The 21,654-nt window shown below is 36.6% G+C and carries 21 protein-coding genes; 18 read left to right on the top strand and 3 right to left on the bottom strand.

Going from position 1 to position 21,654, the window contains the following annotated elements; genetic code table 11:
* The 15 genes from bshA (at position 1) to U9M49_RS07095 (ending at position 15,760) form a co-directional block, all read left to right on the top strand.
* A complete protein-coding gene (gene bshA / locus U9M49_RS07165) occupies positions 1-1,140 on the top strand; it encodes an N-acetyl-alpha-D-glucosaminyl L-malate synthase BshA (protein WP_322909554.1) in 1,140 nt (379 codons plus the stop codon).
* On the top strand, positions 1,140-2,336 hold the full coding sequence (locus tag U9M49_RS07160) for a CCA tRNA nucleotidyltransferase (protein WP_095372782.1): 1,197 nt from the start codon (positions 1,140-1,142) through the stop codon (positions 2,334-2,336). Before bshA ends, U9M49_RS07160 begins: the two co-directional genes overlap by 1 nt.
* A complete protein-coding gene (locus U9M49_RS07155) occupies positions 2,321-3,301 on the top strand; it encodes a biotin--[acetyl-CoA-carboxylase] ligase (RefSeq protein ID WP_095372783.1) in 981 nt (326 codons plus the stop codon). Before U9M49_RS07160 ends, U9M49_RS07155 begins: the two co-directional genes overlap by 16 nt.
* A gap of 253 nt (positions 3,302-3,554) precedes the next feature.
* Positions 3,555-4,391, top strand: coding sequence for a 3-methyl-2-oxobutanoate hydroxymethyltransferase (panB, locus tag U9M49_RS07150; protein ID WP_307313060.1), 837 nt, complete (start codon positions 3,555-3,557; stop codon positions 4,389-4,391).
* Positions 4,388-5,233, top strand: a complete 846-nt coding sequence (panC, locus tag U9M49_RS07145; RefSeq protein WP_322909553.1) for a pantoate--beta-alanine ligase — start codon at positions 4,388-4,390, stop codon at positions 5,231-5,233. Before panB ends, panC begins: the two co-directional genes overlap by 4 nt.
* Before the next feature lie 21 nt (positions 5,234-5,254).
* Positions 5,255-5,638, top strand: a complete 384-nt coding sequence (gene panD, locus U9M49_RS07140) for an aspartate 1-decarboxylase (RefSeq protein WP_095372786.1) — start codon at positions 5,255-5,257, stop codon at positions 5,636-5,638.
* 256 nt (positions 5,639-5,894) lie between these two features.
* The gene (locus U9M49_RS07135; protein ID WP_095372787.1) at positions 5,895-7,265 is read left to right on the top strand and encodes a vWA domain-containing protein; all 1,371 of its coding nucleotides are present in this window, start codon (positions 5,895-5,897) and stop codon (positions 7,263-7,265) included.
* A gap of 224 nt (positions 7,266-7,489) precedes the next feature.
* On the top strand, positions 7,490-10,291 hold the full coding sequence (dinG, locus tag U9M49_RS07130; protein ID WP_095372788.1) for an ATP-dependent DNA helicase DinG: 2,802 nt from the start codon (positions 7,490-7,492) through the stop codon (positions 10,289-10,291).
* Between the two features lie 103 nt (positions 10,292-10,394).
* Positions 10,395-10,565: a YpmA family protein gene (locus tag U9M49_RS07125; protein WP_095372789.1), complete on the top strand. Its 171-nt coding sequence runs from the start codon at positions 10,395-10,397 to the stop codon at positions 10,563-10,565.
* Positions 10,566-10,577: 12 nt separating this feature from the next.
* Positions 10,578-11,057, top strand: a complete 480-nt coding sequence (locus tag U9M49_RS07120) for a DUF5590 domain-containing protein (RefSeq protein WP_095372790.1) — start codon at positions 10,578-10,580, stop codon at positions 11,055-11,057.
* Between the two features lie 77 nt (positions 11,058-11,134).
* Positions 11,135-12,325 (top strand): pyridoxal phosphate-dependent aminotransferase, encoded by a 1,191-nt coding sequence (locus U9M49_RS07115; RefSeq protein ID WP_095372791.1) that lies wholly within the window; start codon positions 11,135-11,137, stop codon positions 12,323-12,325.
* A 144-nt stretch (positions 12,326-12,469) separates the two neighbouring features.
* Entirely contained in the window at positions 12,470-13,762 is a 1,293-nt protein-coding gene (gene asnS, locus U9M49_RS07110; protein ID WP_157734009.1) for an asparagine--tRNA ligase, read from the top strand.
* 132 nt (positions 13,763-13,894) lie between these two features.
* Positions 13,895-14,602 carry a DnaD domain-containing protein gene (locus U9M49_RS07105; RefSeq protein ID WP_307313069.1) on the top strand — a complete coding sequence of 236 codons (708 nt, stop codon included), beginning with the start codon at positions 13,895-13,897 and terminating at the stop codon, positions 14,600-14,602.
* 18 nt (positions 14,603-14,620) lie between these two features.
* Positions 14,621-15,274, top strand: a complete 654-nt coding sequence (gene nth / locus U9M49_RS07100; RefSeq protein WP_095372794.1) for an endonuclease III — start codon at positions 14,621-14,623, stop codon at positions 15,272-15,274.
* A gap of 6 nt (positions 15,275-15,280) precedes the next feature.
* Positions 15,281-15,760 carry a YpoC family protein gene (locus U9M49_RS07095; protein WP_095372795.1) on the top strand — a complete coding sequence of 160 codons (480 nt, stop codon included), beginning with the start codon at positions 15,281-15,283 and terminating at the stop codon, positions 15,758-15,760.
* 124 nt (positions 15,761-15,884) lie between these two features.
* On the opposite strand, the gene U9M49_RS07090 is transcribed toward U9M49_RS07095, so the two are convergent.
* Together U9M49_RS07090 and recU are read right to left on the bottom strand one after the other, a co-directional pair.
* Positions 15,885-18,527, bottom strand: a complete 2,643-nt coding sequence (locus U9M49_RS07090; RefSeq protein WP_322909552.1) for a PBP1A family penicillin-binding protein — start codon at positions 18,525-18,527, stop codon at positions 15,885-15,887.
* A gap of 27 nt (positions 18,528-18,554) precedes the next feature.
* A complete protein-coding gene (gene recU / locus U9M49_RS07085; RefSeq protein ID WP_095372797.1) occupies positions 18,555-19,175 on the bottom strand; it encodes a Holliday junction resolvase RecU in 621 nt (206 codons plus the stop codon).
* Positions 19,176-19,494: 319 nt separating this feature from the next.
* Between recU and U9M49_RS07080 the strand changes: the two genes are divergently transcribed.
* Together U9M49_RS07080 and U9M49_RS07075 are read left to right on the top strand one after the other, a co-directional pair.
* Positions 19,495-19,755: a hypothetical protein gene (locus U9M49_RS07080; RefSeq protein ID WP_307313076.1), complete on the top strand. Its 261-nt coding sequence runs from the start codon at positions 19,495-19,497 to the stop codon at positions 19,753-19,755.
* A gap of 81 nt (positions 19,756-19,836) precedes the next feature.
* Positions 19,837-20,199 carry a DUF1798 family protein gene (locus U9M49_RS07075; protein WP_322909551.1) on the top strand — a complete coding sequence of 121 codons (363 nt, stop codon included), beginning with the start codon at positions 19,837-19,839 and terminating at the stop codon, positions 20,197-20,199.
* Positions 20,200-20,377: 178 nt separating this feature from the next.
* Here the strand turns inward: U9M49_RS07075 and U9M49_RS07070 are convergent, their stop codons facing one another.
* A complete protein-coding gene (locus tag U9M49_RS07070) occupies positions 20,378-20,590 on the bottom strand; it encodes a YppF family protein (RefSeq protein WP_095372800.1) in 213 nt (70 codons plus the stop codon).
* Positions 20,591-20,888: 298 nt separating this feature from the next.
* Here U9M49_RS07070 and U9M49_RS07065 point away from each other — a divergent pair, with 298 nt between their 5' ends.
* Positions 20,889-21,464, top strand: coding sequence for a YppG family protein (locus tag U9M49_RS07065; RefSeq protein ID WP_233435226.1), 576 nt, complete (start codon positions 20,889-20,891; stop codon positions 21,462-21,464).
* Positions 21,465-21,654: the final 190 nt, after the last annotated feature.

Below are 21,654 nucleotides of genomic sequence, written 5' to 3'. Positions count from 1 at the left end.
ATGAATAGAAAACTTAAAATAGGGATTACTTGCTATCCGACTGTTGGTGGGTCAGGGGTAATTGCCACAGAACTCGGAAAAATGCTGGCAGAAAGAGGACATGAAATTCACTTTATTTCTTCTAGCATTCCTTTTCGTTTAAATAAGATATATCATAATATTTTTTACCATCAAGTAGAGGTTAATCAATACTCTGTTTTTCAATATGCGCCTTATGACATCGCGTTAGCAAGCAAGATGGCAGAAGTCATTAAAAGAGAAAATCTTGACTTACTTCATGTACATTATGCAGTGCCACATGCGATCTGTGCCATATTAGGGAAGCAAATGAGCGGGCGAGATGTTAAAATCGTTACAACTTTGCATGGAACAGATATTACGGTTCTTGGTTATGACTCATCGTTAACTGATGCAATAAAGTTTGGAATTGAACAATCGGATCGTGTTACTGCTGTTTCCAATGCATTAATCGCACAAACTTACGACTTAATCAATCCACAGAAAAAAATTATTCCCGTATACAATTTTATTGATGAGCGTGAATATGTAAAAAAAGATGTAGATTACTTGAAAGAAGAATTTCAAATAGCTGAAGACGAGAAGGTTATTATTCATGTGTCTAACTTTCGTGGTGTAAAAAGAGTAGATGACGTCGTGCGTTCGTTTGCTAAAATTGCCGAACATATAAAAGCTAAGCTCCTACTTGTAGGTGATGGTCCACAGATGAGTGATATTTCAAAATTAGTAGACCAATTATCCTTAAAACACCAAGTTATATTTCTTGGCAAACAAGACAACTTAGCGGAACTTTATTCCATTAGTGACTTGATGCTTTTATTGTCCGAAAAGGAAAGCTTTGGCTTAGTCGCACTTGAAGCAATGGCATGCAATGTACCGTGTATAGGGACTAATGTTGGAGGTATTCCGGAAGTTATCCAAGATGGTGTAAATGGATATATTTGTGAACTGGGTGATATTGAAAGTATTGCAGCAGTCGCATTAGATATTTTACAAGATGAAAAATTACATACAAAATTATCATTACAAGCAAAAGAATCTGTACTGACAAGTTTCCATGCCGATAGGATTGTTTCACAATACGAGCAGCTTTATTTTGATCTATTAAGTGAGGCGAAATGATGAAACCAATATTTCAAAGAGCTATTCCGATTATTGAAAAGCTTGAGGAAGCAGGTTATGAAGCCTATTTTGTCGGTGGTGCAGTGAGGGATCTTCTAATTGGTCGTGAAATAGCAGATGTAGATATCGCTACATCTGCAACACCGATTGAAATGAAAGCGATTTTTTCTAAAACGGTTGATGTAGGTATTGAGCATGGTACCATACTTATTCTTCTAAAAGGTGAAGCATATGAAGTAACAACATATAGGGCAGAGTCAACGTATAGTGACTTTAGAAGACCGGATGAAGTCCGTTTTATCCGTCATTTAAAGGAGGATTTACAGAGAAGAGACTTTACTATGAATAGCATTGCTATGGATAAAAATGGTGAATTAATTGACCCCTTCGCTGGAAGGGAAGCAATCAAAAATAGAGAAATAAAGACCGTTGGTTCAAGTGAAGAACGCTTTAATGAGGATGCCTTAAGAATGATGCGAGCGCTGCGCTTTAAAAGTCAATTAGGTTTCCTGCTCGAAGAAGGAACATATGATGCATTAAAAAAGAAAGTGCATCTACTGCAACATGTGGCAGTTGAAAGGAAGCTCGTTGAATTTAATAAATTATTACAAGGAGACTATCGAGTAGATGCCTTGACGCTTCTGCAAGACTCAAACTTGCATCACTATTTACCAATGCTTTCGCAAAAGGAGAAGGGACTTAATCAGCTCGTCACTTATCCTCTTCAATCATTATCTTTGCTTGAAATATGGGTTCTGCTCTTAAAGGTTTTTCAATTAAATGAGCATGAAGCAAAGATAGGATTAAAAGAATGGAAGATGTCAAGTAAAGACATGAAAGAAATACTCAATCTATATCAATGGTTCCAAAAAAGACTATCAACACCTTTTCAAGCTACTACAATTTACCAAAGTGGTTTATCAGTAGCAGTGAGTGCTGAAAAACTTCATCAAGTTTACAATCATGAAAGAGTAGAATATCCTGATCATTTAGTAGAAATGTATAGCAAATTGGCGATTACTTCAAGAAAACAATTAGCAGTCAATGGCAATGATATTATCACTTGGAGTCAGCAATCAGCTGGTCCTTGGCTAAAGGAATTGTTAGCAAAAGTGGAGGAAGCAATTATACTTGGAGAATTACAAAATAATAAAGAAGATATCAGGGAGTGGCTGTTTCAATGGAATCAGAAATAAGGAAGAAGTTATTAAATGCCTTCACGACTCACCAAGATGATTATTTGTCAGGGCAAGCTATTGCAGATTTACTCGGTTGTTCACGCACAGCAGTGTGGAAACATATAGAGAATCTTCGTAAAGAAGGGTTTGAATTTGAAGCGGTGAGACGAAAAGGATATCGCATCGTTGCTACACCCAAAAAAGTGATTGCTGATGAAATACGTTATGGGTTGAAAACAAATATACTTGGTAGTCATATCCATTATGAAGAATCAGTGGACTCCACACAAAAAGTCGCCCATCAATTAGCAACAGATGGTGCATGTGAAGGTACGATTGTAGTAGCAGAAGAGCAAATTAGCGGTAGAGGGAGAATGGATCGAAAATGGATATCCCCTAAATATACAGGTGTTTGGATGAGTGTCATTCTTAGGCCGCAGCTTCCTCCTCATCGTGCACCGCAATTAACACTTATTGCAGCTGTTGCTGTTGTTCAGGCAATCGAGGAAGTGACCGGTTTAACAGCTGAAATTAAATGGCCTAATGATGTGTTGATTAATGGCAAAAAAGTAACAGGGATATTAACAGAGATGCAAGCAGATGCAGATCGAATCGTTTCTATTATTATGGGGATTGGTATTAATGTGAATCAGAAATTAGAAGACTATCCCGAGGAGATTCAACCTATCGCCACCTCCCTTGCAATTGAAAAGAAAGAAGAAATCTCGCGCGCACAGATTATTCAAACCCTTTTATTCAAGCTCGAAAAACTGTATCAACTGTATTTACAGAATGGTTTTCAACCGATAAGAATTTTATGGGAAAGTTATGCCATTAGTATAGGGAAGAATATAAAAGCGCGTACACTATCTGGTACCATAGTGGGCAAAGCGATAGGAATTACAGATGAAGGCATATTGCTTTTAGAAGATGAGGCTGGTGTGCGACATCAAATTTATTCTGCAGACATTGATTTAGAATAATAGATATTTTTTATAGAAAGTTAACACAATTATTGATATACTTTGTGTGGGCAGTATCGGTAAGAACTGCACCTGTTTGACCATCATTTATACGCGAAATCTGCCTAGATCCATTTAGGACCAGGACAGAGGGATGAGTTTAATAATGAGAACACACACTATCCTTCTGCACTTTTTTGTAGAAGGTTATTTTTATGTCTTTCTCATTATCAGTAGATCATCACCTCTTCCTATTAAAAAAGGAGGAAGTAGGATGAAACAAACGACTGATTTTTTGAAAATGAAAAGTAAAGGTGAGAAAATAGCCATGCTCACGGCATATGATTTTCCACAGGCTAAATTATCAGAGCAAGCTAATGTCGATATGATTCTTGTCGGCGACTCACTAGGAATGGTTGTATTAGGTTATGATTCAACGATTCCGGTCACAATGGATGATATGATTCACCATGCTAAAGCTGTGAAGCGCGGGGCAAAAGACACTTTTATCGTGGTAGATATGCCGTTTATGAGCTACCATATTTCCATGGAAGACGCGCTCATAAATGCGAGAACCCTGATTCAAGAAACTGGTGCTCATGCAGTTAAGGTTGAGGGTGGAGATGAAGTAATAGATAAAATTACTGCAATGACAAATGCAGGTATACCAGTTGTGGCACATTTAGGTTTAACACCACAATCAGTTGGTGTGTTAGGTGGTTACAAAGTACAGGGAAAAGATGCAAAAGCAGCCCAAAAACTAATCAATGATGCAAGAAAATGTGAACAAGCGGGGGCTTTTGCTCTTGTTCTTGAATGTGTGCCGCAACAGCTATCTAAAGAAGTATCATTAATCTTAAATATCCCGACAATTGGGATTGGTGCGGGTGTGCATACAGATGGCCAAGTACTTGTGTACCACGACATTCTCACATATGGCGTGGAGCGCGTACCAAAGTTTGTTAAGCGCTATTTAAATAGTGGAGAAATGATGGAAGAAGCCATTTCTTCGTATGTAAAAGAGGTTAAGAGTGGACAATTTCCAGAGGATAGCCATTCTTTTAATATGAAAGAAGAAGAACTTTTAAGTCTCTACGGAGGAAAGAAATGAAAAAAGTGACAAGCATCAAAGAAATGCAGAAAATCATCAAAGGCTTCCAACGAGAAGGAAAATCAATTGGGCTTATCCCGACTATGGGTTATTTGCATGAAGGCCACTTAACATTAGCTAAAAAAGCACGTTCACAAAATGATATAGTCGTCATGAGTGTTTTTGTAAATCCGCTACAGTTCGGAGAAAATGAAGATTTAGCCACTTATCCGAGAAATTTAGAAAGAGATATGCAATTAGCAGCAGAAGTGAAGGTAGATTACCTGTTTCATCCAACAGCAGAAGAAATGTATCCGCAGAAGCAAGCAATAACAATGCATGTTGAAGAAAGAACAGAAAGACTTTGTGGTGCTTCTAGACCTGGACATTTTGACGGTGTTGTCGTGGTTGTTTCTAAATTATTTAATATAATTCAGCCGGAAAGAGCTTACTTCGGTAAAAAAGACGCACAACAACTTGCTGTAATAGATTTGCTTGTGAAAAATTTAAATTTTCCGATTGAACTTATTGCAGTGGATACGGTGAGAGAAAGTGATGGATTGGCAAAGAGCTCAAGAAATGTATTTTTAACAGAAATAGAGCGCAAAGAGGCGGCTGTGCTTTTTGAGAGTTTACAGGCAGCGGAAGCAATCATCACAGAAGGAGAAAAAAATACAGCACGTATCATTGACGTGATGAAAACAATGCTCCATGAGAAGACAAGTGGTGAAGTCGATTATATTGAGGTTCTTTCTTATCCAGAATTACAACCAAGCGATGAAGTTAATGGTGTAATCATTATAGCGTTGGCCGTGAAATTTACCAAGGCCCGCTTAATCGATAATATCATCATCACAGCATGAGGTCATAGAGGAGGGTTTAATATGTACAGAACAATGATGAATGGCAAAATTCATAGAGCAACAGTAACAGAAGCGAACCTAAACTACGTCGGCAGTATTACGATTGATAGTGATATTTTAGATGCTGTTGATATGTTACCAAATGAGAAGGTACAAATCGTTAATAACAATAATGGAGCAAGATTCGAAACGTATATTATTCCTGGTGAAAGAGGGAGTGGTGTTATTTGTGTTAATGGCGCTGCCGCACGTCTCGTTCAACAAGGGGATATTGTGATTATCATTTCATATGCTCAAGTAGCGGAGGAAAAACTCAAAGGTCATCAACCAAAAGTAGCGATTATGGGAGCAGATAATCAAATCATTGATATGCTTCACCAGGAACCAGCTAGTACGATTTTGTAAAATTATAGAACTGTTTGAGAAAAATGCTTGAGTGAATAAGCACGAACAAATTCTGTTTTAAAAAAGGATTTGTTTGTGCTTTTTATTGTGTTTATCGATACAAATAGTTACTAAGCAGATAGGGGTCATTGCAGACTTGTTATATTCATAGTTTCTTTTTGCACAAAATGACAACAGTTTTAGTTAATAATGGTAAAATAATTCGTATGAGTTTGAAGGGATAAAGAGAAATAAACCATTGAAGGAGACGGTCAAGGTGAAAAAAACAGCTTTATTATTAGCATTAGCAGTCTTGTCGATATTCATCATTGTTGCGTGTAGTAACGGAGAGACAAAAAAAGAAGAAGTTTTAGATGAGGATGAATCAATTGAGGCTGTAGCAGATAAAGCAAATGATATAAAAGATGAAGAAAATCCAGTTTCTCAAACTTCGTTACCTATTCCCCAATCGTTTAAGGAATCAGTTGACTATGGTTACACAGGGGAATGGGCGATGAAGGAATTTTCCAATGAAGTAAAGTCGGCACTTGATCAGCTACCCTCTATTACGATGGAGGCTACAGAAGAAGAGATTGATGCTTATGAACGTGACATCTTTTCCCTATTTAAAGAGAATTTAAGTATGCCAAATGTACCGATTGATCAATGGCAAGCAATGAAATTTGCAGATCCAACCGTTACAGATGAGGAAAGCCAATTAAAGAAAAATTATAATGTAGCTATATTACTTGATGCTAGTGGTAGTATGGGTGCCCTAGAAAATGGTAAAACAAGAATGGAACTTGCAAAAGAAGCGATTAATCAATTTGTTGATAGTTTGCCAGAAAAAGCGAAAGTTTCATTAACTGTATATGGACATAAAGGAACAGGAGATGAAGCAGATAAAGAAGTTTCATGCAGTACTGTAGAAGAAGTGTATTCTCTTTCAGCCTATGATAGTAAAGAGTTTACAAATGCTCTAGGTAAATTTAATCCAGCTGGATGGACACCAATGACAAAAGCAGTTGAACAAGCAATGGTTAATTTAGAATCACATGATGGTTCAGAGAATACGAATATTATTTATCTTGTGAGTGATGGAATCGAAACTTGTGGAGGAAATCCTGTACAGGCAATGGAAAAACTGAGTGATTCTAACTTAAGTCCAGTCGTTCAAATCATTGGCTATCAAGTTAATAACGATGGCTTAACGCAGTTGAAAGAAATGGCAAGGGCTGCAAATGGGCAGTTTATTAATGTCCAAAATCAAGAGGATTTAAAGGCAGAATTTAAACGAACCACGGAAATGGCTGAAGTATGGTCAGAATGGCATAGAAATAGCAATGATGCCATTAATAATCTTAATAAAACGGTGCAAAAACAATTAAATGACTGGCATCAAAAAGAGCAGGAAAAGATGAATAGAGAGCGTAAAAATCTACAATTGGCTATCAATTATTTAAATGAGGAAAACAAGATAGATACCGATGTTTTCTTACGCTTAGATGAAAACTATCGGGCATACTATTTACAAGTCGATAAAGAAGCACGTAATCTTTATCTTGAACTGGATCAACTGAACAGGGAATCATTTCTTGATAACTGGGAAGAGATTAGTGAGATATTCTTAAAAAACGTGAGTGAATAAGAAGATAGAATGTACAATTTGCAAAAGTGTTCAGAAGAGAAGAAAAGCTCATTTGGTTAGGTGTAAATTGATAGGGTTATGCAAATTTATTAGAATTATTTACTATAAACGAAGGGTATCTTTTTGATGATTAAACTCCTCATTTGCGAAATAAAGAAAGATAACTTTCTCTTTTATCCTTTTTATGATAACGTTTTGTGTGACAGAATGTTCGAGGTGTAACCATGAGTAATAAATATGTTGTCGTAGATTTAGAAACAACAGGAAATTCACCTAAAAAGGGTGATCAAATTATACAATTAGCAGCAGTAGTGATTGAAAATGGACAGATAACTGAACAGTACGCTTCACTTGTACAACCAAGTCACAGTATTCCTCCATTTATAGAAGAACTAACCGGACTAACAGACGAAATGGTGGCCACAGCACCTAAATTTTCAGAGATTGCCAAGAAAGTGGAGCAAATGCTTGAAGGTGCCTACTTCGTTGCACATAATGTCCTTTTTGATTTATCGTTTTTACAGGAAGAGTTTAAAATGGCTGGTTTAGCCGGTTTTTATGGGCCAATTATAGATACAGTTGAACTGGCAAGGATTTTTTTACCAAGTGAGGATAGCTATAAGCTATCTGATTTATCGCTAAACTTAGGTCTCTCTCATGTGAGACCACATCAAGCGGATAGCGATGCTTATGTAACAGCAGAATTACTTTTAATATTAGAACAGAAAATGAAAAGCTTACCATTGCTTACTTTGAAACAATTAAAAGATATTTCCTTTGGCTTAAAAAGTGACTTAGATTTATATTTAGATGATTGGATTCAATGGAAAGAGGAGAGCCATCAATCCCTTCCTAGCAATTTAGAAATTGATCATGGAATCGCTCTTCGTAAAAGTCAAAACAAGCAAGAAGGTAAATTAAACAAATCTGGTATCTTGTATCCTTATACAAAAGAAGAAAAAGAAGCTTATTTGCAAAAAGTGTTCAAACCTTTTGAATCACGAGAGGGACAATATCAGATGATGGATGCAGTTTATAAGGCATTTATTTCCGAACAACATTCACTTATTGAAGCGGGAACTGGTGTAGGTAAATCATTGGCTTATTTACTTCCTTCTATTATTTTTTCTTTGCAGGAAAACGAAAGAATTGTGATTAGTACCTTCACAACTCAACTTCAAGATCAATTGCTTCAGAAAGACTTACCTTTACTAACGCAAATGATACCAATGCCAATAAAGGCAAGTATTCTAAAGGGAAGAAATCATTATATTAGTTTAGCAAAGTTTATTCATACACTTAGAAGTCATGATGATAACTATGATACATGCTTAACGAAGATGCAAATTTTAGTATGGTTAACGGAAACAACAACAGGCGATGTCGACGAACTTAATTTATCTAGTGGCGGTCAATTGTATTGGAATCAAATTAAAAATAACCGCATGTTATTTATTAACGACAAGGACTTTAGAGAAAAAGACTTTTATAATCGTGCAAAGAAGCAAGCTGAGTCAGCACAATTGATTATTACGAATCACAGTATGTTACTTTCTGATACAATCAGTGATTATGATATCTTGCCATCATATCAATATGCAATTATTGATGAGGCTCATCATTTTGTAAAAGCTGCATCTCCTTATTTTGGACGCATGCTAGATTTTATGACTGTTCGGCTCACGATTAATAAATTAGGATTATTCGAACAAAAAGAGTGGATCTTTCAGCTTGAGCAATTGCTAGAAGAAGTCGGTGTTTCAAATGAGGTTATTCATTCATTTGAGGTAAATGAGATGATGGAGAGCTTACATACAGAAATGGATGAGTTCTTTTACTTAATTTCGAAGCTTGTGCAAAAATCTAGTCCTAAGAAGAGTAAATTAGTGCGAGTGAAAATGAATGTCCAAAACCTAATCGCTAAATATGGGCGTCAAATGGATATCCAAGTGGAGAGGTTTTCTTCTATTCTAAAAGAGGTTATTCAAATGTTGACAGCAAGGCTACATGCTATTCAAAATGGACCATCTCCTATTGCGGAAAAGTCACAGCCTCTATTAGAAGATGTCGCATCTGCTGTAAGGGAATTAGAAGGTTATGTCAATTCGTTGGACTTCTTTTTTAAAAACAGCCAAGATTCTCCCTTAGCATCATGGGTAGAAGTTGATTTACGTGCAATTCAGAATGTCACTTCTATTTATGCGGAACCATTAGATGTCTCTGAACGGCTAAGTCAGTCCTTTTTTACCAAGAAAAAAAGTGTTGTTTTAGCCTCTGCTACAATGACCGTAAACCAGTCGTTTCAATATATGGAGAAAGAATTAGGCCTAGAAGGTTTACCTTGTACTAGTCAGCAAATCCCTTCACCATTTCAATATGAAAGACAAGTGAAAATGATTATACCGAAAGACTTACCAGATATTAAAGCGGTGAAAATGGAAGAGTATATTGCCAGTATCGCAGAGCAAATTATTTCCGTTGCTGAAGTAACCAAGGGGCGCATGCTCATTTTATTCACTTCATTTGAAATGCTTAAAGAAACGTATCAACTCATAAAGGAATCGGACTTTCTTAGTGAGTACGCGATCTTTGCTCAAGGAATCTCAGGAGGTAGTCGCTCGCGATTGACGAGAAATTTCCAAAAGTTTGATAAAGCGATATTATTAGGCGCAAGTAGTTTTTGGGAGGGTGTAGATATTCCTGGAGAAGACTTATCATGCTTGATTATCGTTCGCCTACCATTTGCACCGCCTGATGACCCTGTAGCTAGTGCGAAAGCTGCAAAGATGAAAAGAGATGGGGGAAATCCTTTTAAAGAGCTCGCTATACCGGAAGCTGTGATTCGTTTTAAACAAGGGTTTGGCCGCTTAATTCGTTCGAATACCGACAGGGGTGTTGTGATTGTATTTGATAGAAGAATTAAAACTGCAAGTTATGGAAAAGCTTTTCTACAATCGATACCGTCTGTTGAAGCTAAAGAGTGTGATTTGAATGAAACGATTCATATCATTGAAGAATGGTTATAATTTTTAAAAACTAATCGTCTAATATTTATGCAAACCATTTTTACTGGTATACTATTAGACGTAACAGAGAAAATCGGCCTTACTTGTCAAGGAGGAAATACAGATGGAAAGCAAGATTGAGATCTTATCAACAGTAACGATTCAAAATAGTCCAGATTTATACAAAGTTGTTGATAGTTTAAACAGAACATTAAAAGAAAAAGATTTAATGTTCGGCTTAGCATTGGATAAGGATGATGATAGCAAAGCTGTTTTTACAATATATCGTACATAGGTAGTGAAAAGAATGAAAAAAATACTAATCATCGTACTAGCCATTATGGTTGTCATTATCGGTTTTTCGGCAAAAGTTTATATAAAAGCGATGGAGCCGATAAATCAAGCGGAAAAAGTGGCAAAAGAAAAAGCGGAAAATGAGGCGAATCTACAGACCGTAAAAAGAGTAACTCTATATAATGGTAATGAAACGTATTACATTATTGATGGCATTACACAAGAAGATGAAGAGGTGTATGTATGGGTTTCAGCCGATTCTGAGGATGAAGTGATTATAAAAAATAAAGAAGATGGGATTTCAAAAGAAGAAGCAATCGAAAAGGTAAAGAATAAAAAAAATCCCAATGATATTATTTCTGTCAACCTTGGAATGGAAAAATCTATCCCTCTGTGGGAGATTTCCTATAAAACTGGCGAAGGCCTTCTGAATTATTATGTAATAGATTATGAGACAGGTAACGAAGAATTAAAAATATTAGAAAATCTTTAAATAAGTGGTTTGGCTGACTATTCCATGGTCAGCTTATATATATAAAGATAGATTACACATTCTGGAGGATTAGGATAATGAACTTTGAACTAGCACAAAGAGTGCAATCACTGACACCATCTACAACTTTAGCAATTACAGCTAAGGCAAAAGAAATGAAGGCACAAGGAATTGATGTTATTGGTTTAGGTGCGGGTGAACCAGACTTTAATACACCCCAGCATATTATTGATGAAGCTGTTCAATCTATGAATGAAGGATATACGAAGTATACTGCAGCTGCAGGACTTCCTAAACTCAAAGAAGCCATTTCTAACAAGTTTAAACAAGATCAAGGGATTGATATTCCAGCGTCGGATATTATTGTTACAAGTGGTGCTAAGCATGCGTTATACACTTTATTCCAAGTCATCTTGAATAAAGGTGATGAGGTCATTATTCCAACTCCGTATTGGGTAAGTTATCCAGAGCAAGTTAAACTAGCAGGCGGAAAGCCGGTATTTATTGATGGTCTTGAAGAAAATGAATATAAGGTCACGCCTCAGCAGTTAGAGACAGTTATAACAGATCGCACAAAAGCCGTCATCATTAATTCACCTAGTAACCCAACAGGCATGCTTTATAGCAAACCGGAACTAGAAGCGATTGGTGAATTTTGTTTGAAACATAATATCTTAATTATTTCTGATGAAATCTATGAAAAGTTGACTTATGATGGACATCAGCATATTTCGATCGCACAAATCAGTCCAGAATTGAAAGAGCAGACGATTATCATCAATGGAGTTTCAAAGTCTCATTCAATGACAGGGTGGAGAATTGGTTATGCTGCCGGAAATACAGCCATTATAAAAGCAATGACAAACCTTGCAAGTCATAGTACATCTAATCCAACTACTCCTTCTCAATACGGAGCGATTGCAGCTTATAATGGTTCACAGCAACCTGTAGAAGAAATGAAAAATGCGTTTGAAGAACGTTTAAATATTATCTATCAACAATTAGTAGCTATTCCAGGTTTCACATGTATTAAACCACAAGGTGCTTTTTATCTATTCCCTAACGTAGAAGAAGCAGCAAAGCTTACAGGTTATGAAGATGTTGATGCGTTTGTAAAAGGATTATTAGAAGAAGCGAAGGTAGCTGTTATTCCTGGTTCTGGTTTTGGATCTCCGAAAAATATTCGTTTATCGTATGCGACATCACTTGACCTATTAGAAGCAGCTGTTCGTCGAATACATGAATTTGTGAATCAAAAACTGCAGTAATCGTTAAAGGAAGTGGAGCCCTTCACTTCCTTTTCTCATGCTAGAGTTATGTATGATGAAAAGTTGCCTCGAGAATCAGAGAAGGGTATAATAAAGGCGACTTGAATCTAATTGGTAAATGTTTTTGGAAGGGGTATTAAATTGATTAAAACGACAATTGCTGAAACGTATAAATATGTTGATCAAGAAGTAAAAATAGGTGCATGGATTGCAAATAAACGCTCCAGTGGGAAAATTGCCTTTCTACAGCTACGTGATGGGTCTGGCTTTATCCAAGGTGTGGTTGTAAAAGCAGATGTTTCTGAAGAAGTATTTAAAGCAGCAAAATCGGTTACACAAGAATCTAGTGTGTACGTAATAGGGAAAGTACAAAAAGAAGATCGTTCACCTTTAGGTTATGAATTACTCGTTACAGATGTAGAAGTGATTCATGAATCTACTGATTATCCAATTACGCCGAAAAATCATGGAACAGAGTTTTTGATGGATCACCGTCACCTATGGTTACGTTCACGAAAACAACATGCTGTGATGAAAATTCGTAATGAAATCATTCGTGCTACATATGAATTCTTTAATGAAAATGGTTTCTCAAAGGTTGATCCACCGATTCTAACAGGTAGTGCACCTGAAGGAACATCTGAATTATTTGCTACCAAGTATTTCGATGAAGATGCATACTTATCTCAGAGCGGTCAATTATATATGGAAGCTGCGGCGATGGCTTTAGGGAAAGTTTTCTCATTTGGGCCAACATTCCGAGCTGAGAAGTCAAAAACGAGACGCCATCTAATCGAATTTTGGATGATTGAACCGGAAATGGCTTTTTATGAGTTTGAAGACAATCTGAAAGTGCAAGAAGAATATGTCTCCTATATTGTCCAAGCTGTTGTGAAAAACTGCCAAGTTGAATTGAAGACATTAGACCGAGATGTGTCTAAATTGGAGAAAATTCAAGCACCATTCCCAAGAATTTCATATGATGAAGCCATTACATTTTTACAAGAAAAAGGGTTTGATGATATTACATGGGGAGAAGACTTTGGCGCGCCACACGAAACAGCGATTGCCGAGAGCTATGATAAACCCGTTTTTATTACACATTACCCAACAAAAATCAAGCCTTTCTACATGCAGCCAGATGCTGAAAGAGAAGATGTTGTCCTTTGTGCGGATTTAATAGCGCCAGAAGGATATGGAGAAATTATTGGCGGATCAGAGCGTATCCACGATTACGAGCTATTGAAACAAAGATTGGCAGAACATGAATTAGACATGGATGCATACAAATGGTATTTAGAATTAAGACAATACGGTTCAGTTCCTCATTCTGGTTTTGGATTAGGTCTAGAGCGAACAGTTGCTTGGATTAGTGGTGTGGAGCATGTGAGAGAGTCGATTCCATTCCCAAGACTTCTAAACCGTTTATATCCTTAAGCTTTTCACACAATAACAAACGAAAAAGAGTCATTTTGTGGCTCTTTTTCACTTTTTTACACCTTTTATTTGAATACATTTCTATACTTTTCTTAAAAGGGTTCATGATATACTTGTATGGAGGTGTGTATGATGCCAAAGAAGATATTATTAAAATGGTTACAGGAAAAAGACATTACAATTCCTGGAGCTTTATTAACGCAGTACAAAGCAATGAACCTAAAAGAAGAGGAAGTAGTCCTTATCCTCCATTTGATTTCAATTAGTGATAAGGGAAATGACTTCCCGACACCTTTTGAACTTGCAGAAGTAATGACCTATTCAGCAGAGGACTGTGCGGGGATGCTTCGCCGTTTAATACAAAAAGGGTTAATCACTATAAATGAGGGTTATAGTGAAGAGGGTATTCGCTTTGAAAAATACTGTTTAGATAATTTTTGGGAAAAATTAGCAGATGCTTTTTTAATTGCAGATAAAAGAAATGAAGCAAAAGAAAATCAGCAAGACGAAATTGATTTGTATTCAGTGTTTGAAAGTGAATTTGGCAGGCCGCTCTCTCCTTTTGAATGTGAAACTCTAGCGCTTTGGTTAGATGATGACCATCATGAGGTGAAAATCATTAAGGCAGCATTAAAAGAAGCGGTCATATCTGGTAAATTGAATTTCCGCTATATTGATCGTATCTTGTTTGAATGGAAAAAGAATGGTATAAAAACAGTAGAACAAGCAACGAATCAAGGGAAGAAATTTAGACAAAACCAAGTGAAGAGAATGAAAAGTGTAGAGAATAGTGATAAGAGAAATGAGTCGCTACCTTTTTATAATTGGTTAGAACAATAGTATGAATGGTGATGATATATGTTAAATAAGAAAGACATTAGATATTGTTTAGATAAGATGGGAGAAATGTTTCCCGATGCTCACTGCGAGCTCGTTCATAAGAATCCTTTTGAACTTGTAATTGCGGTGGCATTATCAGCGCAGTGTACCGATGTATTAGTGAACAAAGTGACGAGCAAGCTTTTTTTAAAGTACAAAACACCAGAGGATTATTTAAATGTATCCATTGAAGAATTACAACAGGATATCCGCTCGATTGGTTTATATAGAAATAAGGCAAAAAATATTCAAAAACTATGTCGGATGTTAATAGATGACTATGATGGTGTGGTTCCTGCTGATCGGGATGAATTAACAAAGTTACCAGGAGTCGGAAGGAAGACAGCGAATGTGGTTGTATCAGTGGCTTTTAATGTCCCTGCAATAGCTGTTGATACACATGTGGAGAGGGTAAGTAAACGTCTTGGCTTTTGTAGATGGAAGGATTCAGTTCTAGAGGTCGAAAAAGCACTTATGAAGAAAATACCAGAAGAAGAGTGGTCTGTGACCCACCACCGCTTAATTTTCTTTGGGCGCTACCATTGCAAAGCACAAAATCCAAAGTGTCAGGAATGTCCCGTTCTTGATATTTGTAGAGAAGGTAAAAAGAGAATGAAAAGTTTAGGTGCGTAAAATAATATGAATGAGCGGTTAAAAAGGTTACAACATCCTTTTTTTAATAATATACAGGATCAAGTAGGAGAGTTTGTCCCATTTTATTACGAAAGAAAGTTGTATCAAGGAATAGCTTCTGAAAAACCTTGGGAAGAGTCAGAGCGATTCATCGCAATGATTCTTAAAGAATGGGATCAATTAAAGATCAGGCTAAAATCAGCCCATCAACAAAGAAATAAGCAGGAAGCAGAGCAACTCATGGTTTTGGGAGTTGCCCTTTTAGTTCAATATGTTTATTGGTTAAATGAAAAACCAGTATCATTGGATGAACAACAAATAGGTGATGGCTTGGTACATCTCCCATTCAACTTTGCCGATCGATTACAATTTATTATGGGGCAACCTGCACTTCATTTAGCTTTTATTCAATTAATTGAACTCATAAATGAAGTGATTAAATTAGATGCTAAGAATAGGATAAGAAAAAAACACTCGAAGCAATAAAAATGCGAAGAGTGTTTTTTTCTTATGCAGAAACTTAAGTAAATGCCTGCTTGAATATTTTGAAGAAAATCACACAGGTAAGATAAAAGCAGAGAAGATAGCTTCTCTGCTTTTAAAATAACGATTATTCCTCAGGATTTTCATCTGGTGGTGATGGTTCTTCTTCAGGTGATTGATTTTCTTCTTCACTATTATCTTCATTACCATTACCATTACCATTACCATTCTCATTACCATTGTTGTTATCGTTGCCCTCACCATTGTTATTTCCATTACCATCGCCATTTTCGCTGTTATTTCCGTCACCATTGCCATTCTCGTTATCATTGCCACCTTCTTCGTCTCCAGGTGGTTGTTGTCCATCACCTGGCGTTTCTTCTTCAGGTGGTTCGACTTCTTCTGGCTCTTCTTCATTGGCCGGTATGTTAACAGATGTTTGGGCAGCATCACTTTCCTTACCATCTTGAACCGCTTTTACAGTGAAGGTATATGTGCTATCAGGTTCAGGATTTTCAATCGTAAGTGATGTTTCAGATGTTGTCGTGAGCTCTTGGGCTCCGCCATCATTAATAGCGCCGGTTACCACAAACTGAGTATTATCTTTGTCTTTATGTTTCCATACGAGTTCGATCGTATTGGCTTCTTTATTATATTTGGCATTGAAACCATTCGGTGCTTCAAGCTTATCGAACTTTTCAGAGACTGTTTTTGGTGCATTTCCTTTGACAGCGTACTCTGTAATAATTTGATCACTTGGTGTATATTCACTTGCTAGTTTTGCAGGGTTGCTACCTTTTTCAATCGCCACTTTTTCAACAGAGTTAGGCATTTTGAAATCAGCTGTTTCTTTCCCTTCTGAAGCATATTGCATAATGTTTTTAAAGAGCATTTGGGCAATCTTCTGATCGTAACCGTTTGAGGGTAGGTAAGTCTTCCTACTTTCATATCCGGTCCAAATTGCTGCCGTATAATTCGTTGTATAACCAGCAAACCAGGCATCTGGTGTTGCACCGTTAGGGATATCATACTTTTGTTTTTCTTCTGCTGTATAATTTGTTGTTCCTGTTTTTCCAGCTACAGGTAATCCCTGGATATTTGCTGTTGTACCGGTACCGCTTGAGATAGCTGTCTTCAGCATATCTGTAATCATAAAGGCAGTGTAATCATTCATCACCGCTTCACTTTCAGGTGTGGTGTCAATCTTCGTACCATCACGCATTTCAATGGCTTTGACAGTATGAGGATCTGTATAGAAACCTTCATTGGCAAATGCGCTATAAGCACCTGCCATTTCCATTGGAGAAACGGCCTTTGTACCAAGTACAGATGACTCATAATACTCATCTTTAAAGTTAAAGCCTAGTCGATTAGCAAATTCCATTGATTGCTCAGTGCCCACTTCTTGAATAGCTTTAACAGCAGGTATATTCCGTGACTCTGCCAATGCTTGGCGCATAGTCATCGTCCCTTTAAACGAGTTATCCCAGTTATTTACTTCGGTTCCTTCACTGTATTTATATGGCTCATCAACAAGTGTATGATAAGTGCCCCATTGATTAAATTCAATGGCAGGTGCATATCCGGCGATCGGTTTAAATGTTGAACCTGCTTGACGTTTTTGGTCTGTGGCAAAGTTGAAGCCACGTTTTACTTCTTGATTCCGTCCGCCGCCAATCGCCCGAACTTCACCATTACTTGAATCTAATAAAGTAATCCCTGCTTGGAATTCTTCATCTGGATATTGTATGACATCTTCGCTATTTAAGATATTTGAAACATATTTTTGGATATCTTTGTCTGCTGTTGTATGAATTGTTAAACCATCGGAAAAGATATCGAGGTCAGGGTATTTTTCAGTTACTTCATCAATGACAACATCGACAAATGAATCATATGGTGTATCATCTTCTATTTCTCTTTCACCTTCAGGAACTAACCCTTCAGTGATAGGAATAGATTGTGCTTCAGTCTTTTGCTCTTCGGAAATGAATCCATGTTGGTTCATTAAAGATAAAACAATGTTACGTCGTTTTTCAGCATTTTCTGGATGAGTAAACGGGTTATAGTTGTTTGGACTTTGCGGCATCCCTGCAAGTAATGCGGCTTCATGTAACTCCAGTTCATCCAAATCTTTACCAAAATATAAACGTGATGCTGTTAAAACACCGTGACTATTTTCTGACATGTAAATTTTATTCACATACATTTCAAAGATTTCTTGCTTTGTATATTTTCGTTCCAATTGGAATGAAAGCCAAGCCTCTTGTGCTTTACGGCTAATTGTTTTTTCATTATTTAAGAATGAGTTCTTTACGACCTGTTGTGTAATCGTACTAGCGCCCTCAGAACCAAAACCTTTTGTTACGTTGGCGATAACTGCTCCACCTAATCGAATTAAATCCATGCCATTATGTTCATAAAAGCGAACATCTTCTGTTGCTAGAAAAGCATTTTCAACAAGGTCGGGTATATCTTCATATTCAACATAATCTAAATTTCCAGCACCGACTTCCGTAATTTTTTCTCCATTTATATCGAGAAGTACCGACGGAATAGGGTCCTTTAATAGTGCTGGATCTAGCTCGGGAGCATCCTTAACCATAAAGGCAAATGTAGCTGCGCCTGCAATCATCCCAACAATACCGAGTGCAATTAATGTGAGAAAAATCTTCTTGAATAGCGTTTTCCCTGATTTTTTCTTCTTCGGTTTAGGTGATTGCTGTTGTTGTTTTCGGCGCTCCTCCCTAGATTTATACTGTTCTGACATATAAGTCCTTCCTTTCTATCTCAAACCTTATGTTGAGCTATCAAGCTGATAAATGTTATCTAATATCTTAATATAATCAATTCTTGGTTGAAAGCCAAGTATTATGCGATGCCCTTTTTCTCTCACTTCATCCTTTGTCATCGATTTCCTTCCACCATTTTCCATACGTTCCCAAAAAACGAGTAATTCCTTAGCCTCTAGTAAAAATAACTCGTCAGTTGTCGAAAAGCGTAAAATGACAAAGCAAATGCCCCTTTGTTTAATGATGTTCCTCATATGTTCAATTTGATGTAAATGGAAGTTATTAAAAGGAAATGAAGTAGTGTTTTTAGTTTCCTTTGCTTCGAAATCAATATACTTACCCTTATAAATGCCGTTATAGTCAGTTGTGGATGCCTGTTTAAAGTATGCTTCTTTAATAACGGCTGCACTTCTTGCAGGATAATCCACTTGAACAATCTGTACTGGTGTTGGTTTCTTGTGTATGACCGCGATCCCTCTATCTAAGTAATATTGGTTGCTGTCGTTAATATCGTCCTCCAATGTCATACCTCTTTTACCATATGACGGATTCTTGCGTTTACTTTTTTCTAATGTGCTTTTTTCTGCAGGTACGTATTTCCTCCCGTTCGGGTAATGAAATGCCATAGACTTCACCTCACAAACTATACCTTATCATACCAGAAGCAAGATGTAATCGGGTGGTCAAAAAGCACTAATCCAACAAGGTGTACTTGTTTTGTAATATTTGACGTAATAGAAGGCAAAAATGTTTCATTTTCTTTTCAGTGTTGCCGTTTAGTCATATTTTCAAACGTTTATTCATATGCTGTCGAAAGAAGGTCATTATATAAAAAATCCTTCTTTCTTTGCCGAATCAGTTCTAGTTTTGTCAATCGCAAAGGAGAAAGAAATAGGAAAGCGAATGTACATTATATCAAAGACGCGACCTTAAAGGAGGCATGACTTGTCAATGAAACCCAATATGACAGAAAAACAAGAATTGTTACTCATGCTAGAGGATATCTATAATCAATTGGAGGCTTTAGAGACAGCTGTGCAAAAGAATCTACAACAATTAAAGTTCAATCAACAAGAAGAACAAATAGAAAAAGTAGAAGCGTGTCATGAAAAGTTAGAGGAATTAGAAAAGTTTCCGATGGACGAGCTTCATCAACAAGATACGACGGATTCACATTTTGTGAAATACAAACTTGGTTATCGCTAATCATTTACGAGTAGTATAGTCGTAAGCTACAATAAGGTTAGCTCATCTATGATTTTTACAGAATGACTGGAGATGAACATGATGAACAAGCTAGCCAAACACTCAAAAGAGATGTTAATGCATTTGGATTGGATAGAGAAGCGCTATATAGATGGTAGAAAAGAAAATAAAAAAGCGGATTTTTTCGGCGAAGTTAAGCCGTATGCAGACAAGGTGAAACAAGAGTTGGATGTATGGAAGGAAGAAGCACTTCATTTTTTACAGTCCAAAGCAACAAAGAAGCTGTGGCCGATGCAAATTAATTCCGCCTATGACCAAATTGAAACATGCTCCATTCAAGCCTTTTACCCTGAAACAAGTAAATCGAGATTTACAAATCAATTGCAGTCTGCAAAATATGTTGTTGAGACGTTGTTAAGAATCGTAGAAGAAAGTGAAGTGTGAACAAGCCTAAGACAGAGGATTTAAAGCTCCTAACTTCGGGCGAATGAAATAATTGAGCGACTTTTTCTTACACAGAATGAGTGGAAAGGGAGAGCAAGCTTCAGTATAAATTATAGAAGGAAAAAGGAGTCACTAAAAAAGTGACTCCTTTTTCCTTCTGAGTTATGAATGTTTTTTCCTATTTCATAGTAATTAGGGATCCGTCTTTAAAAAAACTTTCAGGAATGACAGCACCTAATGATTCTAATTCACGAACAAGATTTCGATAATCCAAAATGGAAATTTCATTGTGGATATAAGCTCGTTTAGAGAAATCTAGTAGTTGGTTCGCGTGATCTGGCTTAACTTCCTTCACTTGTTGAAACTTCTGCTTTAGCTCGTGAATATTCATTTGAATCTTCCTCCCCCAAATAATGAAATAATCTTAAAAGGATACTCATCCAATCATGCGATGAAATATGAAGTTTTAAAGAAATGTAGGAAAAAACAAATCTTTAAATTTATAGTAACACGAAATAAATAGATTGTTTATTTTTCAAAAATTTAAACTTCCGACAAAGTTCAACAATTAATGACAGATTGAAAAGTAAGGATATCTTTTTTAAAATGGAAATATTATTGAGGATAATCACCTAATTCGCCTATTCATCATACAGTATAATGATGATGAATAAGGAGGATGTTTGCCCATGTTTGGCCGTAAAAGAAATGAGAAAAGTAAACGAAATATGCCTGTTGCATGGAGCTTTAATCCATATTATGCACCTTACCAATCTAATATGTCCTACCCTGCTGAAATAAGACAACTGCCGGTAATGCAGTCCGTTCCACACCCAATAATGAATGGACAACAACAGCCATTATGGAATCAATCTCAAATGAATTATGCTTACACGAATAATTATCCCTATCAGACAATTCCATATGGGAATATGTATCCACCTCAACATGATGTAAATAATCACCAACCAAACTACCCTTTACAGGATAGTCCGAATTATTTTCACAATCCACTCGAGCCCAATGAACAGCCGGTAAATAAATCTTATAATATGCAAAGCCAATATAACACCATGAACCCTTATCCAAAACAATCTTTTGTTGCGAAACAACCTAGTAATGTTCAATCGATTATGAATAGCTTTAAGTCACAAGATGGTTCACTCGATTTTAATAAAATGATGGATACAGCGGGACAAATGATGAATGCTGTAAACCAAGTGTCATCAATGGTAAAAGGGGTCGGTGGTTTCTTTAAGGTGTAGGGTTTAAATGCTAATAAGATGATCATAAGGTTCATTGATGAATAAGTAAAAGGCAATGTTCTTTAAGGTGGCAATTATTAATTGGATTAATGCAGACATATACTTACTTTGGCCATGTGACCGCAAAAAATCACATGGCTTTTTATGATGACTTGTTTCAGACATGTCATCATAAAAAAGAGGTAATGCA

Origin of the sequence: Cytobacillus sp. OWB-43, assembly GCF_034651445.1 — a bacterium.
GTDB lineage: Bacteria > Bacillota > Bacilli > Bacillales > Cytobacillaceae > Cytobacillus > Cytobacillus kochii.
Note: the sequence above shows the minus strand (reverse complement) of the source record. Positions and strands in the feature narration are given on the sequence as shown.

Bases quoted from the DNA above. Each gene is read 5' to 3' on its own strand.
- bshA (WP_322909554.1), top strand. From the start codon at position 1: ATGAATAGAAAACTTAAAATAGGGATTACTTGCTATCCGACTGTTGGT.
- U9M49_RS07160 (WP_095372782.1), top strand. From the start codon at position 1,140: ATGAAACCAATATTTCAAAGAGCTATTCCGATTATTGAAAAGCTTGAG.
- U9M49_RS07155 (WP_095372783.1), top strand. From the start codon at position 2,321: ATGGAATCAGAAATAAGGAAGAAGTTATTAAATGCCTTCACGACTCAC.
- panB (WP_307313060.1), top strand. From the start codon at position 3,555: ATGAAACAAACGACTGATTTTTTGAAAATGAAAAGTAAAGGTGAGAAA.
- panC (WP_322909553.1), top strand. From the start codon at position 4,388: ATGAAAAAAGTGACAAGCATCAAAGAAATGCAGAAAATCATCAAAGGC.
- panD (WP_095372786.1), top strand. From the start codon at position 5,255: ATGTACAGAACAATGATGAATGGCAAAATTCATAGAGCAACAGTAACA.
- dinG (WP_095372788.1), top strand. From the start codon at position 7,490: ATGAGTAATAAATATGTTGTCGTAGATTTAGAAACAACAGGAAATTCA.
- U9M49_RS07125 (WP_095372789.1), top strand. From the start codon at position 10,395: ATGGAAAGCAAGATTGAGATCTTATCAACAGTAACGATTCAAAATAGT.
- U9M49_RS07120 (WP_095372790.1), top strand. From the start codon at position 10,578: ATGAAAAAAATACTAATCATCGTACTAGCCATTATGGTTGTCATTATC.
- U9M49_RS07115 (WP_095372791.1), top strand. From the start codon at position 11,135: ATGAACTTTGAACTAGCACAAAGAGTGCAATCACTGACACCATCTACA.
- U9M49_RS07105 (WP_307313069.1), top strand. From the start codon at position 13,895: ATGCCAAAGAAGATATTATTAAAATGGTTACAGGAAAAAGACATTACA.
- nth (WP_095372794.1), top strand. From the start codon at position 14,621: ATGTTAAATAAGAAAGACATTAGATATTGTTTAGATAAGATGGGAGAA.
- U9M49_RS07095 (WP_095372795.1), top strand. From the start codon at position 15,281: ATGAATGAGCGGTTAAAAAGGTTACAACATCCTTTTTTTAATAATATA.
- U9M49_RS07090 (WP_322909552.1), bottom strand. From the start codon at position 18,527: ATGTCAGAACAGTATAAATCTAGGGAGGAGCGCCGAAAACAACAACAG.
- recU (WP_095372797.1), bottom strand. From the start codon at position 19,175: ATGGCATTTCATTACCCGAACGGGAGGAAATACGTACCTGCAGAAAAA.
- U9M49_RS07075 (WP_322909551.1), top strand. From the start codon at position 19,837: ATGAACAAGCTAGCCAAACACTCAAAAGAGATGTTAATGCATTTGGAT.
- U9M49_RS07070 (WP_095372800.1), bottom strand. From the start codon at position 20,590: ATGAATATTCACGAGCTAAAGCAGAAGTTTCAACAAGTGAAGGAAGTT.
- U9M49_RS07065 (WP_233435226.1), top strand. From the start codon at position 20,889: ATGTTTGGCCGTAAAAGAAATGAGAAAAGTAAACGAAATATGCCTGTT.